The organism is Streptomyces sp. NPDC008238 (assembly GCF_042956445.1).
Taxonomy (GTDB): Bacteria; Actinomycetota; Actinomycetes; order Streptomycetales; family Streptomycetaceae; genus Actinacidiphila.
Genome location: NZ_JBIBGK010000036.1, coordinates 49,288 through 69,055, shown reverse-complemented (window position 1 = coordinate 69,055; position 19,768 = coordinate 49,288). Strand labels below are relative to the sequence as shown.

The window sequence follows — 19,768 nt, the reverse complement described above, 5'->3', positions numbered from 1 at the left end:
AGGTGTATTTGAGGTGCAGCAGCGACGGCACCGACGCGTGCTGCCCGCCATGCACATAAATATGCGGTACAGAATGCCCACCCCGGAGGCCCCACCCCCGGCCCACCAACCCACAGAGCGAGCCCCGCACCAACCATGCCGGGCAATCGGGCGGGAGGGTGGGCGAAAAAACCTACGCCCACCACGACCCCCCGCGTCAGGACTTCTCGGTGACCCCGGCAGAGTCGAACGTCGCCACCTCGTGCATCGCCCGCGCAGCACTCTGCACCAGCGGCAGCGCCAGCAGCGCCCCGGTGCCCTCGCCGAGCCGCAGGTCGAGTTCGACCAGCGGCCGCAGGCCCAGCTTGGTGAGCGCAGCCCGGTGGCCGGGCTCGGCGCTGCGGTGGCCGGCGATGCAGGCCGCGAGGACCTCCGGGGCGATGGCCCGGGCCACCAGAGCGGCCGCGCCGGCGCTGACGCCGTCGAGGATGACCGGGGTCCGCAGGGAGGCCGCGCCGAGCAGCAGGCCGACCATGGCCGCGTGCTCGAGGCCGCCGATCGCCGCGAGGACCTCGATCGGGTCGGACGGGTCGGGCCGGTGGAGTTCGAGGGCGCGCCGCACGACGTCGATCTTGCGGGCGTGCATCTCGTCGTTGATGCCGGTGCCGCGCCCGGTGACCTCCGCCGGGTCGACCCCGGTGTAGACGGAGATCAGGGCCGCGGACACGGTGGTGTTGGCGACCCCCATCTCCCCGGTGAGCAGCGCCTTGTTGCCCGCGGCGACGAGGTCGCGGGCGGTCTCGATGCCGACCTCGATCGCGCGCAGCGCCTCCTCGCGCGACATGGCGGGCCCGGCGGTCATGTCGGCGGTCCCGGGACGGATCTTGCGGGGCAGGAGGCCGGGGGTGCTGGGGAGGTCGGAGGCGACGCCGACGTCCACCACGCACACCTCGGCGCCCACCTGGTTGGCGAAGGCGTTGCACACGGCCCCGCCGCCGAGGAAGTTGGCGACCATCTGGCCGGTGACCTCCTGGGGCCAGGCGGTGACGCCCTGGGCGTGCACCCCGTGGTCACCCGCGAAGATCGCGACGGCCGCGGGCTCCGGGATCGGCGGCGGGCACTGCCGGGACAGACCGCTGAGCTGCGCGGAGATGATCTCCAGCATGCCGAGCGCGCCGGCCGGCTTGGTCATCCGCTTCTGCCGCTCCCAGGCCTCGCCGAGCGCCTTGGCGTCCAGGGGGCGGATGCCGCGCAGGGTCTCCTCCAGGAGGTTGTGCGGCTCCTCGCCGGGCAGCGCCCGGTTGCCGTACTCCTCCTCGTGGACGACCCAGGACAGCGGGCGGCGCTTGGACCAGCCGGACTGCACCAGTTCGGGGTCCTCGGGGAACTCGTCGACGTAGCCGACGCAGAGGTACGCGACGACCTCGAGGTGCTCGGGCAGGCCGAGTTCGCGGACCATCTCGCGCTCGTCGAAGAAGCTGACCCAGCCGACGCCGAGGCCCTCGGCGCGGGCGGCCAGCCAGAGGTTCTCCACGGCGAGCGCCGACGAGTACGGTGCCATCTGCGGCTGGGTGTAGCGGCCCAGCGTGTGGCGGCCGCCGCGGGTCGGGTCGGCGGTGACGACGATGTTGACCGGGGTGTCGACGATCGCCTCGATCTTCAGCTCGCGGAACTGCTTGGCGCGGCCCTTGGGGAGGGACTTGGCGTACGCGTCGCGCTGCTGCATGGCGAGTTCGTGCATGCGCTCCCGGGTCTTGGCGGAGCGGATGACGACGAAGTCCCACGGCTGGGAGTGGCCGACGCTCGGCGCCGTGTGGGCCGCCTCCAGGACGCGGATCAGCACCTCGTGCGGGATCGGGTCCTTGCGGAAGCCGTTGCGGATGTCGCGGCGCTCGCGGATGACGCGGTGCACGGCGTCCCGGACCGCGGGGTCGTAGCCCTCGGCGGCGGGCAGCAGCGGCTCCGGGTCCTGCTCTTCTTCAGCCTGCGGCGCCTCGGGCTCCTCGGCGGCCTGCGGTTCCGCGGGCTCCTCGGGCGCCGCCTGCGCCTCGGGCTCAGACTCGGGCTCGGGCTCGGGCTCGGGCTCGGGCTCGGGCTCGGGCTGCGACTCGGCGGCGACGGCCGGGGGCTCCTCCACCACGACCGCGACCGCGACGGGGGCGGGTTCGGGTTCGGCGACCGGTTCGACGGCGACCGGCTCCTCGGGCACCGCGACGGGAGCGGGCTCCACCGGGGCCTCGACGACGGGCTCGGGCACCACGACCGGCTCCGGCGCCACGACGGGCGCGGGCACCTCCGGGACGACCGGTGCCGCGGGCACCTCGGCGGCCGGCTCCATGCCGAACGGCAGGGGCTCGTCCGGGGTTTCCAGCGGCGGCACGGGCACGGCGACGGCCACCGGCTCGGGTTCCGGCACGGCCACCGGCTCCGGCGCGGCCACGGCGGCCACCGGCTCGGGTCCGGGCTCGACGGCGACCGGCTCGGGCGCCGGGGCGACGGCCTCGGGCGCCGCGGCTGCGGGCGCGACGGCCTCGGGCGCGGCCGGGGTCTCGTCGCGGGGGATGTCCAGGTACTCGGGGCCCACGGTGGGCGGCCCGGACTGGCGCAGGGGCGCGGCGACCGGCTGCGGCACGGGCGTGGGGGTGGCCGGGGTGGCCGGACCGCGGTCGGCCAGGGAGCGGACGATGCCGCCGCCGTTGGACGGGTCCGGGATCGGGGGGCCCATGTGGAGGGGGCGGCGCGGCGGTACGGGGGCGGCCGGGGCGGCCTCCTGCACCTGTGCCTGCGCGGGCACATGGGGCTGCGGGGCCGGCTCGGCCTCCAGGACCGGGTCCTCGGCGGGCACGGGCTGCGCGAAGGGCTCCGCCGCCACGGGCACCGTCTGCTCCGGCACGGTGTGCTCCGCCACGAAGGGCGCGGGCTGCGGAGGCGCGGGCTGCTCGGCCGGCACCTGCTCCGGTACCGGGGCCCCCGGTACGAGCGGCACCTCGGTACGGACCGCGGAGTAGTCGAGGGAGACGGAGTCGCGGCCGCCGCTCTCGTGGGCGTCGTGCTCGACGCCCACGGGTGCCGTGGGCATCCCGTGCGGGGTGTGCTCGACCGGAACGGCGATGGGGGCGGGGGCCTGCGCCGGGACCGGCACGGGCGGGGCCGGCGGTGCGGGAGCCGGAACGGGTGCGGCGACCTGGACCGGCGGCGGGACGGGCTGCGGGTCGGCCCAGGACCCCTGCAGACCCGGCATCAGCAGCATCTCCTCGTCCTCGTCGACCGGCAGGACGCCGGACGGCTGGTCGAGGTACTGGTACTCGGGGGGAACCGGCGCGGTGAGCGGATCGACGTCCCACGAGGGGACGGAATGCTGCTGCGCGCCACTGCCGGGAAGGTCGGCGTGCGGCTGCAGAACCGCTTCTTCGCCTGCGTTCTCCGGCAGTCCCTCACCCGGGACCTGGCCGGTGTCAGTCATGCGTGCCCCTCGCCCATCGGTTTCGCTCCTTCCATCGCTGCGCCGAGCACACTGCCCACAGAGAGAACGAGCGTGGGCGGCAACCGGCACGACGACGGCGATTGACCGGTACTGATCATTACTGATCAGCCCTCACGCGACGTCAATGCGCGACGACGGCACAGCGGTCAGTCAGCCTACCGTGCGTGTGCCCGCGCGCGCCCAGGGGGGTTCACCTCAAACCGGTGCCAATGCGGGCGCAACCCACCGGCTCACCTGCGGTGTCCGAGGAGCGCGAAGACCACCGTGCGCTCCCGCTCGGACCACTGGTCGTTCAGCTCCACTGCCTGCAACAACGCGCGTTCCACGGTGTATCCGCCCTCGTCCAGGGCGCGGCTGACGGCTTCGGCCTCGTCCCGGTTCGCGGCGCTCGCGGCGATTCGCTCCGGCCGGCGTGCGGCGCAGGCCGCGACGACCTCCGCTCCGCCGCCCCCGATGCGCACGATGTCCGGTTCCGGAAGGTCCTCCAGCACGTGCGGCGCACGGCCGTGGACGACGCGCACCTGCACCCCGAAGTCCCGTGCGGTGTCCTCGATCCGCTCGCACGCCGCGGCGTCGGCCTCGACCGCGATGACGGCCGCGCCGAAGCGCGCCGCCTCCACGGCGACGGCCCCGCCGCCGGCGCCGATGTCCCAGAGCAGGTCGCCCGCCCGCGGCCCGAGCCGGGCCAGTTGCAGGGCGCGCAGTTGCGCGGGGCCGTCCTCGGGCGCGTAGCGCTCGGCGGGCAGCGCCCAGCCCCGTACGCGGTCGGACGAGTCGGGGTCCCCGCCCGCCAGCCAGGCGGACCGCGCGGTGACCGGGACGGGCACGGGGCCGGCCGCCGGGGCGGCGCCGACGACGAGGACGACGTTGGGGTCCCGCCAGGTATGGTCGGCCACCTTGTCGGAGGTGAGCACCGTGACCTGCTCGTGCTCGGTGCCGAGGGCCTCGCAGATCACGAAGGTGCGGTGCTCGTCGCCGAGGAGCAGGGCGAGTTCGGCGGGTCCCGCGCCGGGCGCGGTCAGCACGGCGACCTTCGGGTGGGCGCGGCAGACGTTGACGGCCCGGCGCAGGGTGCGGGTGTGCGCGACGACCACCCGGGCGTCGTCCCAGGGCATCCCGGCTCGCGCGAAGGCCTGGGCGACCGAGGAGACGCCGGGGACGACCTCGACCTCCAACCCGTACTCGGGGGTGCGCAGGGCCCGGACGACCCCGAAGAAGCCGGGGTCGCCGTCGGCGAGGACGACCGCGGTGCCGCGGTGCCGCGCGATGCGGCGGGCGGCCAGGTCGATGCTGCCCAGTACGATCCGCTCGGCGTCCTCCGGCACGAAGGGCAGTGCCAGGTGGTGCCGGGTCCCGGCCACCAGCGTGGCGGCCGACAGCGCGGAGCGCGCCGCCTCGCCGGGTGGTGAGCCGTCCCACCCGATCACCGTGACACGGTCGGCCATCGTCGTCCTGCCTCCTGGGCGCGTCGCGGTGTGGTGCCCGGGTGGAGTGATCCCGGGGTGTGCACAGTACCCCGGCCAGGATCTTGCGCCAGCGGGTGCTCACTGCCAGTCGGCGTACGCCGCGTAGTCGGAGCCGTCGGCGGACTCCTCCGCGAGGCCGTCGAGGTCCTCCGGGAGCAGGCTCCACACGATGAGATCGGTGCGGACTTCCTCCCAGCGGCCGTCGGTCTCGCCCTCCGGCCGGATGCGGACCAGGCCGGCGCCTCGCAGCACTCCCTCGCTGATGCAGCCGATCTTCTGCGCGACCTGCTGGGAGGCGGCGTTGTCGGCGGCGGTGCGCAGTTCCAGGCGCTCGAACTTCTGGTCGTCGAAGAGCCACTGGGCGGTGGCCTGGACGGCCTCCGCGGCGTAGCCCTCGCCGCGCGCCCAGGGGGCGATCAGGTAGCCGGCCTCGCTGCTGCGGATGCGCCAGTCGGTGCGCTGCAGGTGGACGGTGCCGACCAGCCGCTGGGTGAGGAACTCGGTGACGGCGAGCACGATGCCCCGGCCCTCCGCGCGCTCGGCGGGGGCGAACTCGGCGATGAAGGAGCGGGCGTCCGCCTCGGTGTACGGGTGCGGCACGGAGGTCCAGGCGATCACGGACTCGTCGTTCATCATCTCCGCCAGGGCGGGGATGTCGGACTCCTCGTACGTGCGCAGCACCAGCCGCTCCGTACTGATGGAGATCTCCGGGAAGCTGGTCATTCGACGCTCCGTAGCCAGGGCATGTGTGAAGTGCACAGCATGCAGCATCCACCGGTTCACCCGCAGGACCGGGTCGCTGCGGGGGCCTGCGCGGCCGTCGCCCCAGGGTACGTCCAACCATCCGCACGACGGGAGCAGTTGGTGTGCTGTTCCCCGGCTTTTCCGCAGGTCCGCCACGCCCGTGGTCATGGGGTCCTGCTACCGTCTGCCCGCGTGACGGTGCACCACGCAGCAGGAGTCGGATATCAGCGGGCCGCGGGTGTGTACGAGCGGTCGCGGCCCTCGTACCCCATGGCGGCCCTGGCCGAGTTGGCGGACGCGCTGCCCCTCGAGGCGGGCCGTACGGTGGTCGACCTGGGCGCCGGCACCGGCAAGTTCACCCGTCTGCTGGCCCTGACGGGCGCGGAGGTGATCGCGGTCGAGCCGGTGGCGGAGATGCGGGAGCGGCTCGCGGAGCTGCTGCCGGGGGTGCGGGTGACGGGCGGGACGGCCGAGGCCACGGGCCTGCCGGACGGGTGCGCGGACGCGGTGGTGGCGGCGCAGTCCTGGCACTGGTTCCAGGAGGAGGAGGCCCTGGCGGAGGTCGAGCGGCTGCTGCGGCCGGGCGGTTCGCTGGCGCTGGTGTGGAACACCTACGACACCTCGGTCCCGTGGGTGCGCGACTACCAGGACATCGTCTTCCGGCTGGCGCCGCGTGACCTGCCGAGCCCGCTGGACGGCGGCTGGCGCAAGGCCTTCACCGGCCGCGCGGGCTGGTCGCGGATGCACGAGCGGCACTGGCCGAACCTGCACTCGACGACGGTGACGGACGTGGTGGAGCGCATGACGTCCTCCAGCCACATCGCGGTGATGGACCCGGCCGAGCAGGAGCGGGTGCGGGCCGAGGTGGAGGCGGTGCTGGCCGGGCACGACGCCACGCGCGGCAAGGACGCCGTGGAGATGCCGTACACCACGGACGTGTACTGGGTGCGGCGCCGCTGAGCGGTCGCCCCCGCTGTCGGTGGGGCCCTGTTGAATGGGCGCATGGACGCGGACCGGCTCAGGGATTTCTGCCTCGCCTTCAACGGCGCCGTGGCGGAGAACCCCTTCCCGCGTGACCTCGAGGTGACCGTCTTCAAGGCCGGCGGGAGGATCTTCGCCATCAGCGCGCTGGGGGGCGAGCCGCTGAAGGTGAGCCTGAAGTGCGACCCCGACCTCGCGGTGCGGCTGCGGGCGGAGCACCCGGCGATCGTGCCGGGATGGCACCTGAACAAGCGCCACTGGAACACGGTGACGCTGGACGGTTCGCTGCCCGACGCGATGGTGCGGGAGCTGGTCGAGGACTCCTACGACCTGGTGGTGGCGCGGCTGCCGCGCGCGGAGCGGCTGCGGCTGGACTGGCCGGGTGAGGCGGGGGACGGGGCGCGCTGAGCGCGCTGTCCGGCCCCCGCCGGAGCCCGTGGGTCAGAAGGAGGGGATGACGGAGCCGGCGTATGTGTCCTCGATGAACTTCTTCACCTCGGGCGTGGTGAGCAGCTTCTTCAGCTTCAGCACACGCGGGTCCTTCTCGTTGCCCTCCTTGACGGCCAGGAAGTTGCCGTAGGGGTTGTTGTCGGCGGACTCCAGCACCAGGGCGTCGTCGGCGGGCTTGAGCCCCGCGGAGATGGCGTAGTTGCCGTTGATCACGGCGGCGTCGACGTCCTGGAGGGAGCGCGGCAGCTGGGCGGCCTCGAGCTCCTTGAACTTCAGGTCCTTGGGGTTGCCGGTGATGTCGGCGGGGGTGGCCTCGTTGCCGACGCCGTCCTTGAGGGTGATCAGGCCGTTGGCGGCGAGCAGCTTGAGGCCGCGGGCCTCGTTCACCGCGTCGTTGGCGACGGCTATCGTCGCACCGTTCTTGATCGCGTCCGCGGACTTCAGCTTGTCGGAGTACAGGCCCAGCGGCTCCAGGTGCACCGTGACGACGGGCACGATGTGGGTGCCCTTCTTCTTGTTGAAGTCGTCCAGGTAGGGCTGGTTCTGGAAGTAGTTGGCGTCGACCGAGCCGTCCTCGGTGGCGGTGTTCGGCGTCACGTAGTCGCTGAACTCCTTCACCTCGAGCTTGAGCCCGGCCTTGGCCGCCAGGTTGTCCTTGACGAAGTTGAGGATCTCCGCGTGCGGGACGGGGCTCGCGGCGACGACGAGCGGGTCGCTCGCGCTGTCCTTCTTGGTGCCGGAGTCCCCGCCGCAGGCGGTCAGGCCGAGGGTGAGGCCGGCGGCGGCGAGGACGGCGGTCGTGATCTTGATGCTGGTACGCACGAAAAGTGCCTTTCTGGAACGGTGTTGCCTTGCGGTGTCAGGAGGCTTCGGGGGTCGCGGCCGGGCGCAGGAGGCGCAGCCGGGGCGCGGTGGAGGTGCGGCCGCGGTGCGAGGCGGCGCGGGCGGCGAGGTCGCCGGCGAGCTGGACGACGGTCACGATGACGATCAGCACGCCGATCGTGACGAGCATCAGCGAGGTCTCGAACCGCTGGTAGCCGTAGCGGATGGCGAGGTCGCCGAGGCCACCGCCGCCGATGGTGCCGGCCATGGCGGAGTAGCCGATGAGCGCGATCACGGTCGTGGTGAGCCCGGCGATCAGGGAGGGCAGCGATTCGGGCAGCAGGGCCTTGCGGACGACGGTCCAGGTGCTGCCGCCCATGGCCTGGACGGCTTCGACGAGTCCGCCGTCGACCTCGCGCACGGAGGTCTCCACCAGCCGCGCGAGGAACGGTATGGCGCCGATGGAGAGCGGGACGACCATGGCCTCGGCGCCGATGGTGGTGCCGATCACCCAGCGGGTGAAGGGCAGCACGGAGATCATCAGGATGAGGAAGGGCAGTGAGCGGCCGAGGTTCACGACCGCGCCGACGGCCTTGTTGACCGGGGCGTTGCGCAGCAGTCCGCCACGGTCGGTCAGTACCAGCAGGACGCCCAGCGGCAGTCCCCCGGCCAGCGCGATCAGCGTGGACCAGCCGACCATGATCAGGGTTTCCCAACAGGCCTGCGACAGCAGCGGCTGCATCTGCGACCAGGTCACTTCGCGGCCTCCTCGACCAGCTCGTGCCCGGCGGCCGGGGCGACGTCGACCTGGAGGCCCTTCTCGCGGAGGAAGCCGATCGGCACCACGTTGTCCTCGAACGCGCCGGGCAGCTCGATCCGCATCCGGCCGACCTGGCGGCCGCCGATGGTCTCCAGGGCGGCGCCCAGCACGGAGATGTCGATGTTGTAGGTGCGGGAGAGCTGGGAGATGACGGGCTCGGTGGCGGCCTCCCCGTGGAAGGTGAGGTCGACCACGGTGCGGCCCTCGCCGGACGGCTCGCCGCCGACCGGGAAGAGTTCGTGGGCCAGTTCGGAGCCGGGCGTGGCGAGCAGGTCGGTGACCTTGCCGGATTCCACGATGCGGCCTCCCTTCATCAGCGCGGCGGAGTCGCAGACGGCCTTGACGACGTCCATCTCGTGGGTGATGAGCAGGACGGTCAGGCCGAGCTGCTGGTTGAGGTCGCGCAGCAGTTGCAGGATCGAGCGGGTGGTCTCGGGGTCGAGCGCGGAGGTGGCCTCGTCGGAGAGCAGCACCTTCGGGTCGCCGGCCAGGGAGCGGGCGATGCCGACGCGCTGCTTCTGGCCGCCGGACAGCTGCGCCGGGTAGGCGCGGGCCTTGTCGGCCAGGCCGACCAGGTCGAGCAGTTCGAGGGCCTTGCGGCGGCGTTCGCGGCCGCTGACCCCGAGGATCTCCAGGGGCAGTTCGACGTTGTCGCGGACGGTGCGCGAGGACAGCAGGTTGAAGTGCTGGAAGACCATGCCGATGCCGGTGCGGGCGGTGCGCAGGGCGGAGCCGGCGCGGTCGGAGCGGCCGGCCAGCGCGGTCAGGTCGCGGCCGGCCACCTCGACGGTGCCCGAGGTGGGCCGCTCCAGCAGGTTCACGCAGCGGATGAGCGTGCTCTTGCCCGCGCCGCTGCGTCCGACGACGCCGTAGACCTCGCCCTCGCGGACGTGCAGGTCGACGCCGTCGAGGGCCACCGTCTCCCGGTCACGGGAACGGTAGACCTTGGTCAGGCCCGTTGTGGTGATCACTGGATTTCCGTCACTGTCGAGTGCGCGGCGGACGAAAGCCGCACACGGGGTGTATGGACCGAGGACATGGCATGGCTCCGCCCCTCGGGGGGCGCGGGAGGAGATCAGCAGTGGGTGCCGGGCGGCTGGGGGTCGTGCGCCAGCCGGCAGCGGCGGAAGGTCTGCTGCGATTCCGTGAGCATGGGGGTGTGCGGTCCGTTGCAGGAGGGGCGGGTCTCGCTTCGGGGCACGAGACTCAGGTGGCGTGGGCCCTCAGCGTGCACACATTCGACACATACGACGAACACCGGGCGTCATCGCCTCGGTCGCGCGGCAGCGGCGGTTCGTCGTGGTCATGGGCCCAGTAAAGCAGACGGCCAAGCGGTGTACCAATATCCGGTCCGGCAGTCCGCAATGTGGACAGCCAGGGGGCCGCGGACCGCCGGTTCCGGCCCGTAATAGAGTCGCGCCATGCTCGACGCGCTCACGATCGTGGTCTCGGCCACGGCGCTGCTCCTGGCCGCCTGGTGCGGCTTCGCGGCCTTCCGCGACCAGCCGACCAAGGACTGGCACTTCATCGGCATGGTCCTGGTGGCGGTGCTCGCGCTCGTCCAGCTGGTGATAGGCGTGGTCAAGCTCACCGGCGGCGAGAAGCCGGTGGACGGCACGACGATCTTCGTGGCGTACCTGATCGGCGCCGCCTGCACCGTCCCGGCGGCGGGCTTCATGTCGCTGACCGAGCGCACCCGCTGGGGTTCTGCGATCGTGGCCGCGGGCGGGGTGATCCTGGCCGTGCTGGAGGTGCGGCTCCACGACATCTGGGGAGGCGTCAGTGCCTGAGAGCACGAAGGACACCACAGCGCCCGCGACCGCCGGGCCCGGCATCGGCCGCGGACCGGGCAGGCTGCTGCTCTCCCTGTACGGCGTCTTCACCGTCGCCGCGCTCTCCCGCGCGATCGTGCAGATCAGCATGCAGTTCGACGAGGCGCCGCTGGCCTACCTGCTCTCCCTGCTGGCGGGCGTCCTCTACGCGGTGATCACGGTGGCCCTGTGGCGGGGCGGCGAGGGTGCCCGGAAGGTGGCGCTGGTCAGCTGCGCGCTCGAACTGGCCGGTGTGCTGACGGTGGGCACCCTGACGCTGGTCGACTCCGGGGCGTTCCCCGACCAGACCGTGTGGTCCGACTACGGCATGGGCTACCTGTTCCTGCCCGTCGTCGTGCCGGTGACCGGCCTGCTGTGGCTGCGCCGGCAGGCGCGGCCACAGCAGGCATCCGAGCAGGACCCCGCGTCCTGACCCGAGGTCAGGCGCTCGCGGCGTAGGTCTCGGGCCGGGCGGCCGGCTTCTCCATGTGCACCAGGCTCAGCTGCCGGGTGACCGGTTCGACGCTGCCGACCTGCGCGTACCCCAGCTTGCGGTACAGCCGCAGGTTGAACTCGCTGCGGTGCCCGGTGAACAGCCGGTACCGCTTGGCCTCGCTCTCCTCGGCCAGGCGCTCCTCGATGGCCCGCAGCAGACGGCCGCCGAGTCCGTGCCGCTGCATGCGGGGGTGGACGATCAGCTTGGCGATCCGCGCGGTGCCGTCCTCGTCCACGGAACCGCGGACCGAACCCACCACCTCCTCGCCCAGCCGGGCCACCACCACGATCCCGCCCTCGAGTTCGGCGCGCAGCGCCTCGAGGGTCTGGGTCAGCGGTTCTATGCCGTAGTCCCCGTACAGTGCGGCTTCGTCCTGGTAGCAGAGGTACTGCAGTTTGAGGATCTTCTCGGCGTCGTCGCCGGTAGCCGCAGAGATGGTCACGCTCATGCCCATGTGCGCTGGCCTCTCCTTCGAGTCCGCCCGGGCCGCGGGGGGTGAGGGTGCGGCGCGGGACGTTGCCCTGAATCGTTTCCGGAAGGCGGCGCGGCCGTGCACAAGCGTCCATACGCCGACTGTTTACGGTGCATTACCCCGTCGTACGGGTGATGCAACCCCGGTTCCGAGGATCGTACGCAGGCAACTCAGGCACCGGGAACGCATCGGGCCGAGGCTGCCCTGTGAGATACCCAACTCCCGGGAGATTTCCCGGTACGTGGGGTCGGAACGGGAGATCAGGGCGGACACCAGTTCCGGGCAGCGGCCGGGCAGCCGGCGCGCGGCGGCCAGCAGCGTGCGGCGCTGCTCGGCGGCGAGCACCTGCTGTTCGGTGCTCGGCAGGGCCTCGGCGGCGGGGTGGCGGCCGGGGCCGTACGGCGTCTCCCGGCGGGCCCGGCGCACGGCCAGGCGGGCCTCGGCCCGCACCGCCCGGCGCAGCCAGCGGGCGGGGTCGGCGGGCGGCTCGGGGAGCTCCAGCAGCCGCAGCCACACCGACTGCTCGAGGTCGGCCGCCTCGACGCAGGCGGGGACCTCCTCGGCCGCGGCCTCGGCGGCGAGCAGCGGGCGGATGGCGGTCAGTTCTTCGTGTCGTACGCGCGGGGTCATGCCCGCCGGGACACCCGTGCCGCGCCGGGTGGTTGCCCCCTGGCGGGGGAACCACCCGTGCGCGGGAGGAGGATCACCCGGTGTTGACGATCACCTCCGGGCGAGGAACTCCGCGCGGGCCAGGAGCGCGGTGTCGCAGTTGTCCGAGAAGATGCCGTCGATGCCCTGCTCGAAGTAGACCTTGAAGGTGCCGAAGGCGTCGCCGTAGGCGTTGGGGTCCGTGCCGACCCGGAAGTCGGCGGGCAGGAAGCTGTTCTCGTTGCGCATCGTGTAGGGGTGCAGGATCAGCCCGGCCTTGTGGGCGTCGCGCACCAGGGTGGTGGGCTTGCCGAGCTTGCCGGCCGCGTCGCGCGGGATGATCAGGTTCAGGGTGGGGCCGATGCCCTGCGCGAAACCGGCGATCCACTTCAGGCCGGCCGGGGTGACCAGGTCGGCCACGGTGCGCGGGTCACCGGCGGCGACGAAGTCGTACGGGCGGGTGGTCGCCGCGTCCAGCAGGACGACCTTGGGGTTGCGCAGGCCGAGCGCGCCGAGCCGCTGGATGCTGCCGGGCTCGAAGGACTGCAGGAACAGCGGCGAGTTGCGCTTGTCGCGGCCGTAGCGGCGCAGCAGCTTGGCGAGGCGCTCCTCCAGGCCGAGAGCGATGCCGCGGAAGTAGGTGGGGTGCTTGGTCTCGACGTGCAGCCACACCGCCTTGCCGCGGCGGCGGCCCTGCTCGTCGGCCCAGCGCAGCACCTCCTCGAAGGTGGGCACCTCGAAGTGGCCGTTGTAGAGGGTGTTGCGCTGCCGCTGTGCGGGCAGGCGCTCGACCGCGCGCAGGGTCTTCAGCTCGGCGAGGGTGAAGTCCTCGGTGAACCAGCCGGTGGTGGCGACCCCGTCGATGGTCTTGGTGGTCCGGCGGGAGGCGAACTCGGGGTGGTCGGCGACGTCCGTGGTGCCGCCGATCTCCGGCTCGTGGCGGCAGACGAGGTGGCCGTCCTTGGTGGGGACGACGTCCTGCTCGATGACGTCGGCGCCGAGGTCCAGGGCGAGCTGGTAGGAGCCGAGGGTGTGCTCGGGGCGGTAGCCGCTCGCGCCGCGGTGGCCGACGACGGTCGGCACCGGCAGCGGGAGGACGGGGACGGAACCGTGGGAGGAGCCGTGCGAGGAGTTCCGCTCGCCGGCCGCGGCGGTGCCCGCGCCGCCGAGCACGGTGACGCCGGCGCCGAGCGCCGCGGCCCCGATCAGCGCCCGGCGCCCGGGCCCCCTGCCCTGCTCCCGGCCGGCCTGCTGCTCGTGCGTCATGTGCGCTCCCTCGTGTCGGGCCGAACGTTCGTCCGGAACCTGCCAAGCGACGGGCGCATCGTAGGCGGGCCCGTGTTGCCCCCGGGCGGCGAGCGACGGAACGTGACGGGAACGCACGTCAACAATGCGTACCGGTCGTGTGAACCCGGTGTGCGTGTCGCGCCGTGGCGGAAGTATCGTCCTCACCGGGGGAGGCGCACACTGGTGAGCGAAACCCCGCGGGCGTCCGGCCGACTCCCGCCGACCACGACCGGAGGACCCGTTGTTCCGCATCATCCTCAAGGCACTGCTCGGAGTACTGATGCGCGTACTGTTCCGCCCCAGGGTCGAGGGCGCGGAGCACATCCCGGGCGACGGACCCGTGATCCTCGCCGGCAACCACGTCACCTTCATCGACTCGATGTTCCTGTCGCTGGTCGTGAAGCGTCAAGTCTTCTTCATCGGCAAGGACGAGTACGTCACCACCCCCGGGGTCAAGGGCCGGCTGATGGCGGCCTTCTTCACCTCGGTCGGCATGATCCCGGTGGACCGCGACGGCGGGCACGGCGGGGTCGCCGCGCTCATGACCGGCCGTCGCATCCTCGACGAGGGCCGGGTCTTCGGCATCTACCCCGAGGGCACCCGCTCCCCCGACGGCCGCCTCTACCGCGGCCGTACCGGCGTGTCACGGCTCGCGCTGATGACCGGGGCGCCGGTCGTCCCGTTCGCGATGGTCGACACCGACCGCATCCAGCCCGGCGGCGCCGGCGTCCCGCGGCTGCACCGCTTCACCGTCCGGTTCGGCAAGGCGCTGGAGTTCTCCCGCTACGAGGGCATGGACCGCGACCGCTACGTGCTGCGCGCCGTCACCGACGAGGTGATGAGCCATGTGATGCGGCTGTCCGGCCAGGAGTACGTCGACATCTACGCGACGAAGGCGAAGGCGACCAAGGCCGGGGACCACGCGACGGCGGCGTAGCCGCCACCGTTTCCGCCGCACCCCCGCGCGCGACCGCACCGCCCCCTCCCCCGCTCACAGACGCGGCATCCGGCCGGCCGGCCCGTTGCCGGCGGGCGTCCGCGCCGGGGTGAGCGCGACCTCTCCGCGCGGGCCCCGGGAGATCTGCCCGATGCTCGCGGACAGGTCGGCCTCCATCCCGCCGGGCAGCTTGAGCCGGATCAGCACCGGCAGCAGGAAGCCCACCGCGATGAGGCCGGCCAGCACCGGGGTGAGCGTCGTGAGCATCACGGCGGTGACGTGGTGCTTCCACAGGAAGTCCACCCAGGCCGCGCCGAGCACGGCGGTCGCCACCAGCACCAGGACCGCGCTGCTCAGCCGGCTCCCCCGGGCGGCCCTGGCGTCCTCCTCCAGCAGCCGCAGCGCCCGCTGCGCGTCCTGGTGCGCCGGGTCGAGACGGCGGCAGCGGGTCAGGAAGCGCTGGGCCCGGCGCCGGTGCAGCAGTTTCAGCCGGACGTCGACGGTCTGCGTGCCCAGGCGCTGCTCCACGACGCCCGCCACGAAGTGCGGTTCGGCCTCGCGCTCGGCCAGCCGGATGGCGGCGCGGGCCTCCTGGCCGGCGTCGCGGTAGCGGTCGGCGTCCTGCTCGGCGTCGCCGGCCTGCACCAGCAGGCGCGCGAGGGCGAGCCGCAACTGCCAGGCCGGCTGGTCCCGCACCCCGGGCCGGGCGAGCACCCGCCGCAGTTCCTCCTCGGCGGCGCCGAGGTCACCGGTGCCCTCCGCCAGTGCGACGGCGAGCCCGAGGGCCGCGCTGCCGCTGTCCGGGTCGACCGCGACGGCCCGGCGGAACTCGCCGGCCGCCTCGGCCGTCGCCGCCGCGCCCCCGCCCTCCCGGGCCCGGTGCAGCGCGAGGCTGCCCAGTTCGACGTGGGCCTGGACGTCGTACCAGTCCAGCCCGACGGCCCGGCGCAGCACGGTCTCCGCCTCCGCGTACCGGCCGAGCTGCACGAGGAGGGCGCCCAGTTCGGTGTGCGGGCGCCCGTACGGGTCCAGCTCGACGGCGCGGGTGAAGTGCCGCTCGGCGGCGGCCGGTTCGCCGCGCCGGTGCGCGATCAGCCCGAGGCAGGTGTGGGCGGCGGCGCTGCGCGGGTCCTCCCGGGCGACCGCGCGGCAGTGGGCGGTGGCGTCGGCCAGGCGCGCCTGCGCCTCGGGGGTGCCGGGGCCGAGGTCCGCCAGGCGTACCAGCGACCAGGCGCGGCCGATCCGGAAGTCGTGGTCGTGCGGCCACTCCCGCAGGACCTCCGCGAAGGCGTCCGCCGCCTCCAGCGGCCGCTGGTCCATCAGCGCGACCCAGCCGGCCGCGGCCCGGGCCTCCGCCCGCCCGAGGGGGCCGGAGGCGGATTCGAGGAGTTCGTCCAGGACCTGCCGGGCCGCGTCGTGGTCGCCGCGCTCCGCGTGCACCGCGGCCAGCTGGAACCGCAGCGACACCAGGTGCGGACGGACGCGGGTGAACTCCTCGGCGCGGCTCTCGGCCTCGTCCAGGCTGCCGCATTCGCGCAGGGTGGTGACGTGCTGGTCGTGGGCGGCCACGCTGTACGGGGCGTCGGCCACGGCGCGTTCGCACTGGGCCAGTGCCTCGTCGTACCGGTGCCGGGCGCGGAGCACGGCGGCGAGCCGGCACCGCACGGAGGTCGCGTCCGGGACCCTGCCGAGCAGCGCCTCCGCGGCCTGTTCCGCCTCCTCGAAGCGGCCCAGCGCGGCAAGGGTGTCGACCAGCAGCCGGGTCGCCCACTCGTGCCGGGGGTCGAGCTGCAGGGCCCGTCTCAGGTGCGGCAGGGCCTCCTCGCGGCGGAAGGTGTCGGCGAGCACCTGGGCGGTCGCGACGTACGCTGCGGCGATCTCCGGACGGCTGCCGCGCGCCTGACGGGCGACGGCCTCCGCCTCGCTCCAGCGCCGCAGCGAGCACAGCACCTCCACCTTGAAGGTCAGCGTACGGACGCGGTCGGGCCGCAGGGCGAGGGCGCGGTCCACGCTCTCCAGGCACTCCGTGTCCTTGTCCTGGTCCCAGAGGCAATAGGCCAGGTCCATGTGGGCGTCCGGCGCCGTGGGACGCCGGTCGGCGACGCGCCGCAGCGTCCGCTCCGCCTCGTCCCAGCGCCGTGACCGGCGCAGCAGCCAGCCCAGCAGGTCGACGGCGTCGGGGCCGTCGTCGGTGAGTTCCGCGGCGCGCCGGGCGAACGGCAGGCCCTCGCCGGGGCGTTCCATCGCGGCGTGGAGCCGGCCGACGGCGATCAGCACCTCGGGGTCGTCGGGCCGGAGCCCGGCGGCGTCCCCGGCGGCCCGCTCGGCCTCCTCCCAGCGTCCGAGCGCCCGCAGGGCGGCGAGCCTGCCGAGCAGCGCGTCGCGGTGGTCCGGCTCGCGCCGCAGCGCCTCCTCGTACGCCTCGCACTCCTCGGCCCTGCGGTCCTGCTCGCCGAAGCACTGCGCGAGCAGCGTGGGCCCCGCCCCCGAGCGGGGCGCCACGGCGGCGGCCCGGCGGGCGGCCGCCTCGGCCGCGGGCCAGTCGGCACGGCCGACGTGCGCCGTGGCGATCAGCTCCAGCGCCTCGTCGTCGTCCGGGCGCAGGCGCAGGCACTCCTCGGCCGCGGCGAGGGCCGCGTCGTGGTCGTCCCGGCCGAGGGCCGTCCTGGCGCGCTGGACGGCCACCACGTCGGCGGGCACGCCCCGGCGTACGGCCTCCTCCAGGGCCTCCTCGGCCTCGCTCCAGCGTGCCGCCGCCCGGAGGCCGTCGAGCCTGGCGACGTGGGTCTCCGGCGCGTGGGCGTCGAGACGCAGTGCGCGGTCCACGGCCGCCAGTGCCTCCTCGGTGCGCTCGGCGGCGAACAGGACCGTCGCCAGGAGCGCGTGCGCCCGGGGGTCGTCGGCGGCGGCGTCGACGCCCTCCCGGGCGGCGGCCTCCGCGTCGGCGAGCCGGCCGAGGGCGTGCAGGGAACGGACGCGCAGGCGGGCCGTGAAAGCGCGTCCCGGTTCCGCCCGCAGTGCGGCCTCGCACTCCTCCACGGCCCGGGCGTGATGCTGCCGCGCGAAGGACAGGCAGGCCTGCTCCTCCAGGAGCAGCCCTTCCAGGCGTCCCGTACGGTCGGCGGCGCGCAGCGCGGCGATCGACTCCGCCGCGTCGTCCCAGCGGTGGGCGCCGCGCAGCAGGGCCAGCGCACGCTCCATCAGGGAGGTGTCGGACGGGTCGAGTTCCCTGGCGCGCGTGACGGCGTCCAGCGCCTCGTCGTACCGGCCGGCCGCGCCCAGGACCCCGGCGAGGGCGGCCAGTTCCTCCGGGTCGGCGGGCCGCAGCGCGGCACTGTGCCGGGCGACCGCGACCGCCCCGTCCACGTCGCCGCCGCGCAGGAGCAGTTCGGCCCGGACGCTCAGCCCCCAGCGGGAGCACGGGTCGAGTGCCAGGGCCTCGTCGGTGAGGGCGAGGGCGCGGTCGAGCGCCCCGACGGCCAGTTCGGCGAGGGCGAGTTCCAGCCGGACGTCGGCCGCGTACGGGCACTCCCGCACCGCCCGCCGTCCGGTCGCGCGTGCGGCCTGCGGGTCGCCGCCCCGTCGCTGGGCCTCGGCCCGGCACTCCCACGCGAGGTCGGCGCGGGGCGCGAGCGCCAGCGCCCGGTCGCAGGCCGCGACCGCCTCGTCCGTGCGTCCGAGGCCGATCAGGCGGCGGGCGTGTTCGACGTGCGCCTCGGGCCGGCGCGGGTAGCGGGCGACGAGGCGCTCGGCGGCCTCCAGCGCGGCCCGGGCGTCGCCGCGGCCGCTCTCGTACCGGACCTGCGCCGTCAGCACGGCGACGTCGTCGGTGTCGAGGGAGCGGGCGGAGGCCATTTTGGCGTCGGCGAGTTCGTTCCCGCCCCGGCCCGCCGCGATCCGTACGGCGGCGCAGCGGACCTCGACGGGGTCGGCGAGGGCGCGTTCGGCGTCCTCCAGGCCGCGCAGGGCGGCCGCGGTGTCGCCGAGTTCGACGCGGGTCCACGCGGCGCCGATCCAGCCCTCCGCCTGGCGCGGTCCGGCGGCCGTGGCCCGTTCGAAGGCCGCCAGTGCCTCGTCCCAGCGGCATGCCCGGTGGTGCAGCCAGCCGAGCGCCGTGTGGACGTCCGCGGCCTCCGGGAGCCGCGCAGCGGCCGCCCTGCCCTCGGCCAGGGCCTCGTCCCGGCGGCCCATGCGGTCGAGCGCCGCGACGCGCCACCCCGCGGCGGGGCCGCATTCCGGGTCGTGGCGCAGGGCGTCGGCGAACTCGGCCAGCGCTGCCCGGTGTTCGTGGCGCCGCAGCCGCAACCGGCCGCGGGCGACGTGCAGCCGGGCCGTCCGCGCCGGGTCGTCCGCCGCGCGGGCGAGTTCGGCGCCGATGAGCGCCTCGGCGTCCTCGTAGCGGCAGTCGAGGGTGAACTCCCTCAGGACGGCCAGGGCGTCGGTGTCCTGACCGGGCCGTGCGTCCGTGCTCATGGCGCTCCCTCCCCCGCGGCGGGTACCGGCAGCATACGGAGTCGACCGGGCGCCGTGCGGCCGGAGTCGGGGCCGGCGGCCGGCGGCCGCCGCAACCCGCCGACCGGCGCGGAGCGTCCTCCCGGGTGACGGATCCACCGGGGCGGGGGGGGACCTGTGCAGTACATAGAGGTCACGGAGCTGGCGGGGGTACGGTCGGCGGTCATCCGCTTCCGCAGCCGCAGGACGGCGCTGGTCTTCGAGCTGTACCCGATGATCCACCTGGCGGAGCCGGCCTTCTACGAGGCGGTGACGGCCCGTCTGCGCGCCACGTGCGACCTGGTGATCGCCGAGGGCGTCCGGGGGAGCACGGTGACGCGTGCCCTGACCCGGTCCTACCGCAGCCTCTCGGGCAGCGAGCGTCTCGGGCTGGTCGTCCAGGACATCGACTTCACGACGCTCGGCGTGCCGGTGATCTGCCCGGACATGAGGGGCGAGGAGTTCGACGAGCGGTGGCGGCGGCTGCCGCTGCGGGAGCGGGCGGCGATTGCCGCGCTCGTGCCGGCCTACGTCGCGGGCATGCGGCTGCTGGGCACCCGCCGCTTCCTCGCCCGGCACATGCGGCTGGAGGACCTGCCGGTCGACGACGAGGAGGAGACGGAGCTCCGGACGGACGACCTGGTGCTGCACCGGCGCGACCGTCTGCTGATCGACGCCGTGACCCACCTGCACCGCTCCCGCGCCGGCCGTACCGAGCCGTTCACGGCCGGGATCCTGTACGGCGCGGCGCACATGCGCGCGGTGACCACGGCGCTGATGGACCTGGGCTACACGCCCGCGGGCGGGCAGTGGCTGACGGTCTTCACCCTCGACGACCCCGGCGCCGGCTGAGCCGGCCCCGGGCAAGGAGCGGCGGCGC

Annotated in this window: 16 protein-coding genes; 6 read left to right on the top strand and 10 right to left on the bottom strand. The window is 74.1% G+C overall.

Annotation, left to right across the window (positions count from 1 at the left end; genetic code table 11):
- Positions 1-196: 196 nt before the first annotated feature.
- The 3 genes from cobT to ACFZAU_RS38085 all read right to left on the bottom strand — a co-directional run bounded on the left by cobT (position 197) and on the right by ACFZAU_RS38085 (position 5,652).
- Positions 197-3,442: a nicotinate-nucleotide--dimethylbenzimidazole phosphoribosyltransferase gene (cobT, locus tag ACFZAU_RS38095; protein ID WP_500556006.1), complete on the bottom strand. Its 3,246-nt coding sequence runs from the start codon at positions 3,440-3,442 to the stop codon at positions 197-199.
- A gap of 251 nt (positions 3,443-3,693) precedes the next feature.
- Positions 3,694-4,908: a precorrin-6y C5,15-methyltransferase (decarboxylating) subunit CbiE gene (gene cbiE / locus ACFZAU_RS38090; protein ID WP_500556005.1), complete on the bottom strand. Its 1,215-nt coding sequence runs from the start codon at positions 4,906-4,908 to the stop codon at positions 3,694-3,696.
- 99 nt (positions 4,909-5,007) lie between these two features.
- Positions 5,008-5,652: a GNAT family N-acetyltransferase gene (locus tag ACFZAU_RS38085; RefSeq protein ID WP_500556004.1), complete on the bottom strand. Its 645-nt coding sequence runs from the start codon at positions 5,650-5,652 to the stop codon at positions 5,008-5,010.
- A 213-nt stretch (positions 5,653-5,865) separates the two neighbouring features.
- Between ACFZAU_RS38085 and ACFZAU_RS38080 the strand changes: the two genes are divergently transcribed.
- Together ACFZAU_RS38080 and ACFZAU_RS38075 are read left to right on the top strand one after the other, a co-directional pair.
- Positions 5,866-6,633, top strand: coding sequence for a class I SAM-dependent methyltransferase (locus tag ACFZAU_RS38080; protein WP_499603416.1), 768 nt, complete (start codon positions 5,866-5,868; stop codon positions 6,631-6,633).
- 42 nt (positions 6,634-6,675) lie between these two features.
- Positions 6,676-7,062 carry an MmcQ/YjbR family DNA-binding protein gene (locus ACFZAU_RS38075; RefSeq protein ID WP_500556003.1) on the top strand — a complete coding sequence of 129 codons (387 nt, stop codon included), beginning with the start codon at positions 6,676-6,678 and terminating at the stop codon, positions 7,060-7,062.
- 33 nt (positions 7,063-7,095) lie between these two features.
- Here ACFZAU_RS38075 and ACFZAU_RS38070 read toward each other — a convergent pair whose 3' ends face one another.
- Genes ACFZAU_RS38070 through ACFZAU_RS38060 form a run of 3 tightly spaced genes read right to left on the bottom strand, consistent with a single transcriptional unit; the run spans position 7,096 to position 9,717 of the window.
- Positions 7,096-7,926, bottom strand: a complete 831-nt coding sequence (locus ACFZAU_RS38070; RefSeq protein ID WP_500556002.1) for a MetQ/NlpA family ABC transporter substrate-binding protein — start codon at positions 7,924-7,926, stop codon at positions 7,096-7,098.
- Positions 7,927-7,963: 37 nt separating this feature from the next.
- Positions 7,964-8,683, bottom strand: coding sequence for a methionine ABC transporter permease (locus ACFZAU_RS38065; RefSeq protein ID WP_499603421.1), 720 nt, complete (start codon positions 8,681-8,683; stop codon positions 7,964-7,966).
- Positions 8,680-9,717, bottom strand: a complete 1,038-nt coding sequence (locus ACFZAU_RS38060; RefSeq protein ID WP_499603423.1) for a methionine ABC transporter ATP-binding protein — start codon at positions 9,715-9,717, stop codon at positions 8,680-8,682. Before ACFZAU_RS38060 ends, ACFZAU_RS38065 begins: the two co-directional genes overlap by 4 nt.
- Before the next feature lie 450 nt (positions 9,718-10,167).
- Between ACFZAU_RS38060 and ACFZAU_RS38055 the strand changes: the two genes are divergently transcribed.
- Both ACFZAU_RS38055 and ACFZAU_RS38050 read left to right on the top strand, forming a co-directional pair.
- Entirely contained in the window at positions 10,168-10,536 is a 369-nt protein-coding gene (locus ACFZAU_RS38055) for a hypothetical protein (protein WP_499603425.1), read from the top strand.
- Positions 10,529-10,990: a hypothetical protein gene (locus ACFZAU_RS38050; RefSeq protein ID WP_499603428.1), complete on the top strand. Its 462-nt coding sequence runs from the start codon at positions 10,529-10,531 to the stop codon at positions 10,988-10,990. Before ACFZAU_RS38055 ends, ACFZAU_RS38050 begins: the two co-directional genes overlap by 8 nt.
- Positions 10,991-10,997: 7 nt before the next feature.
- Here the strand turns inward: ACFZAU_RS38050 and ACFZAU_RS38045 are convergent, their stop codons facing one another.
- From ACFZAU_RS38045 to ACFZAU_RS38035, 3 genes are all read right to left on the bottom strand, one after another.
- On the bottom strand, positions 10,998-11,507 hold the full coding sequence (locus ACFZAU_RS38045) for a GNAT family N-acetyltransferase (protein ID WP_499603429.1): 510 nt from the start codon (positions 11,505-11,507) through the stop codon (positions 10,998-11,000).
- Between the two features lie 123 nt (positions 11,508-11,630).
- Entirely contained in the window at positions 11,631-12,155 is a 525-nt protein-coding gene (locus tag ACFZAU_RS38040) for a sigma-70 family RNA polymerase sigma factor (protein WP_500556001.1), read from the bottom strand.
- Between the two features lie 90 nt (positions 12,156-12,245).
- Positions 12,246-13,439, bottom strand: coding sequence for a glycerophosphodiester phosphodiesterase (locus ACFZAU_RS38035; protein WP_500556000.1), 1,194 nt, complete (start codon positions 13,437-13,439; stop codon positions 12,246-12,248).
- Between the two features lie 301 nt (positions 13,440-13,740).
- On the opposite strand from ACFZAU_RS38035, the gene ACFZAU_RS38030 reads away from it, so the two are divergent.
- The gene (locus ACFZAU_RS38030; RefSeq protein ID WP_500463574.1) at positions 13,741-14,397 is read left to right on the top strand and encodes a lysophospholipid acyltransferase family protein; all 657 of its coding nucleotides are present in this window, start codon (positions 13,741-13,743) and stop codon (positions 14,395-14,397) included.
- Between the two features lie 54 nt (positions 14,398-14,451).
- Here ACFZAU_RS38030 and ACFZAU_RS38025 read toward each other — a convergent pair whose 3' ends face one another.
- Positions 14,452-18,870, bottom strand: a complete 4,419-nt coding sequence (locus ACFZAU_RS38025; protein ID WP_500555999.1) for a tetratricopeptide repeat protein — start codon at positions 18,868-18,870, stop codon at positions 14,452-14,454.
- Between the two features lie 156 nt (positions 18,871-19,026).
- Here ACFZAU_RS38025 and ACFZAU_RS38020 point away from each other — a divergent pair, with 156 nt between their 5' ends.
- Complete coding sequence (locus ACFZAU_RS38020; RefSeq protein WP_500555998.1) at positions 19,027-19,740, top strand: hypothetical protein; 714 nt, start codon at positions 19,027-19,029, stop codon at positions 19,738-19,740.
- Positions 19,741-19,768 lie beyond the last annotated feature (28 nt).

Bases quoted from the DNA above. Each gene is read 5' to 3' on its own strand.
- ACFZAU_RS38055 (WP_499603425.1), top strand. From the start codon at position 10,168: ATGCTCGACGCGCTCACGATCGTGGTCTCGGCCACGGCGCTGCTCCTG.
- ACFZAU_RS38075 (WP_500556003.1), top strand. From the start codon at position 6,676: ATGGACGCGGACCGGCTCAGGGATTTCTGCCTCGCCTTCAACGGCGCC.
- ACFZAU_RS38025 (WP_500555999.1), bottom strand. From the start codon at position 18,870: ATGAGCACGGACGCACGGCCCGGTCAGGACACCGACGCCCTGGCCGTC.
- ACFZAU_RS38045 (WP_499603429.1), bottom strand. From the start codon at position 11,507: ATGGGCATGAGCGTGACCATCTCTGCGGCTACCGGCGACGACGCCGAG.
- ACFZAU_RS38035 (WP_500556000.1), bottom strand. From the start codon at position 13,439: ATGACGCACGAGCAGCAGGCCGGCCGGGAGCAGGGCAGGGGGCCCGGG.
- cobT (WP_500556006.1), bottom strand. From the start codon at position 3,442: ATGACTGACACCGGCCAGGTCCCGGGTGAGGGACTGCCGGAGAACGCA.
- ACFZAU_RS38040 (WP_500556001.1), bottom strand. From the start codon at position 12,155: ATGACCCCGCGCGTACGACACGAAGAACTGACCGCCATCCGCCCGCTG.
- cbiE (WP_500556005.1), bottom strand. From the start codon at position 4,908: ATGGCCGACCGTGTCACGGTGATCGGGTGGGACGGCTCACCACCCGGC.
- ACFZAU_RS38030 (WP_500463574.1), top strand. From the start codon at position 13,741: ATGCGCGTACTGTTCCGCCCCAGGGTCGAGGGCGCGGAGCACATCCCG.
- ACFZAU_RS38085 (WP_500556004.1), bottom strand. From the start codon at position 5,652: ATGACCAGCTTCCCGGAGATCTCCATCAGTACGGAGCGGCTGGTGCTG.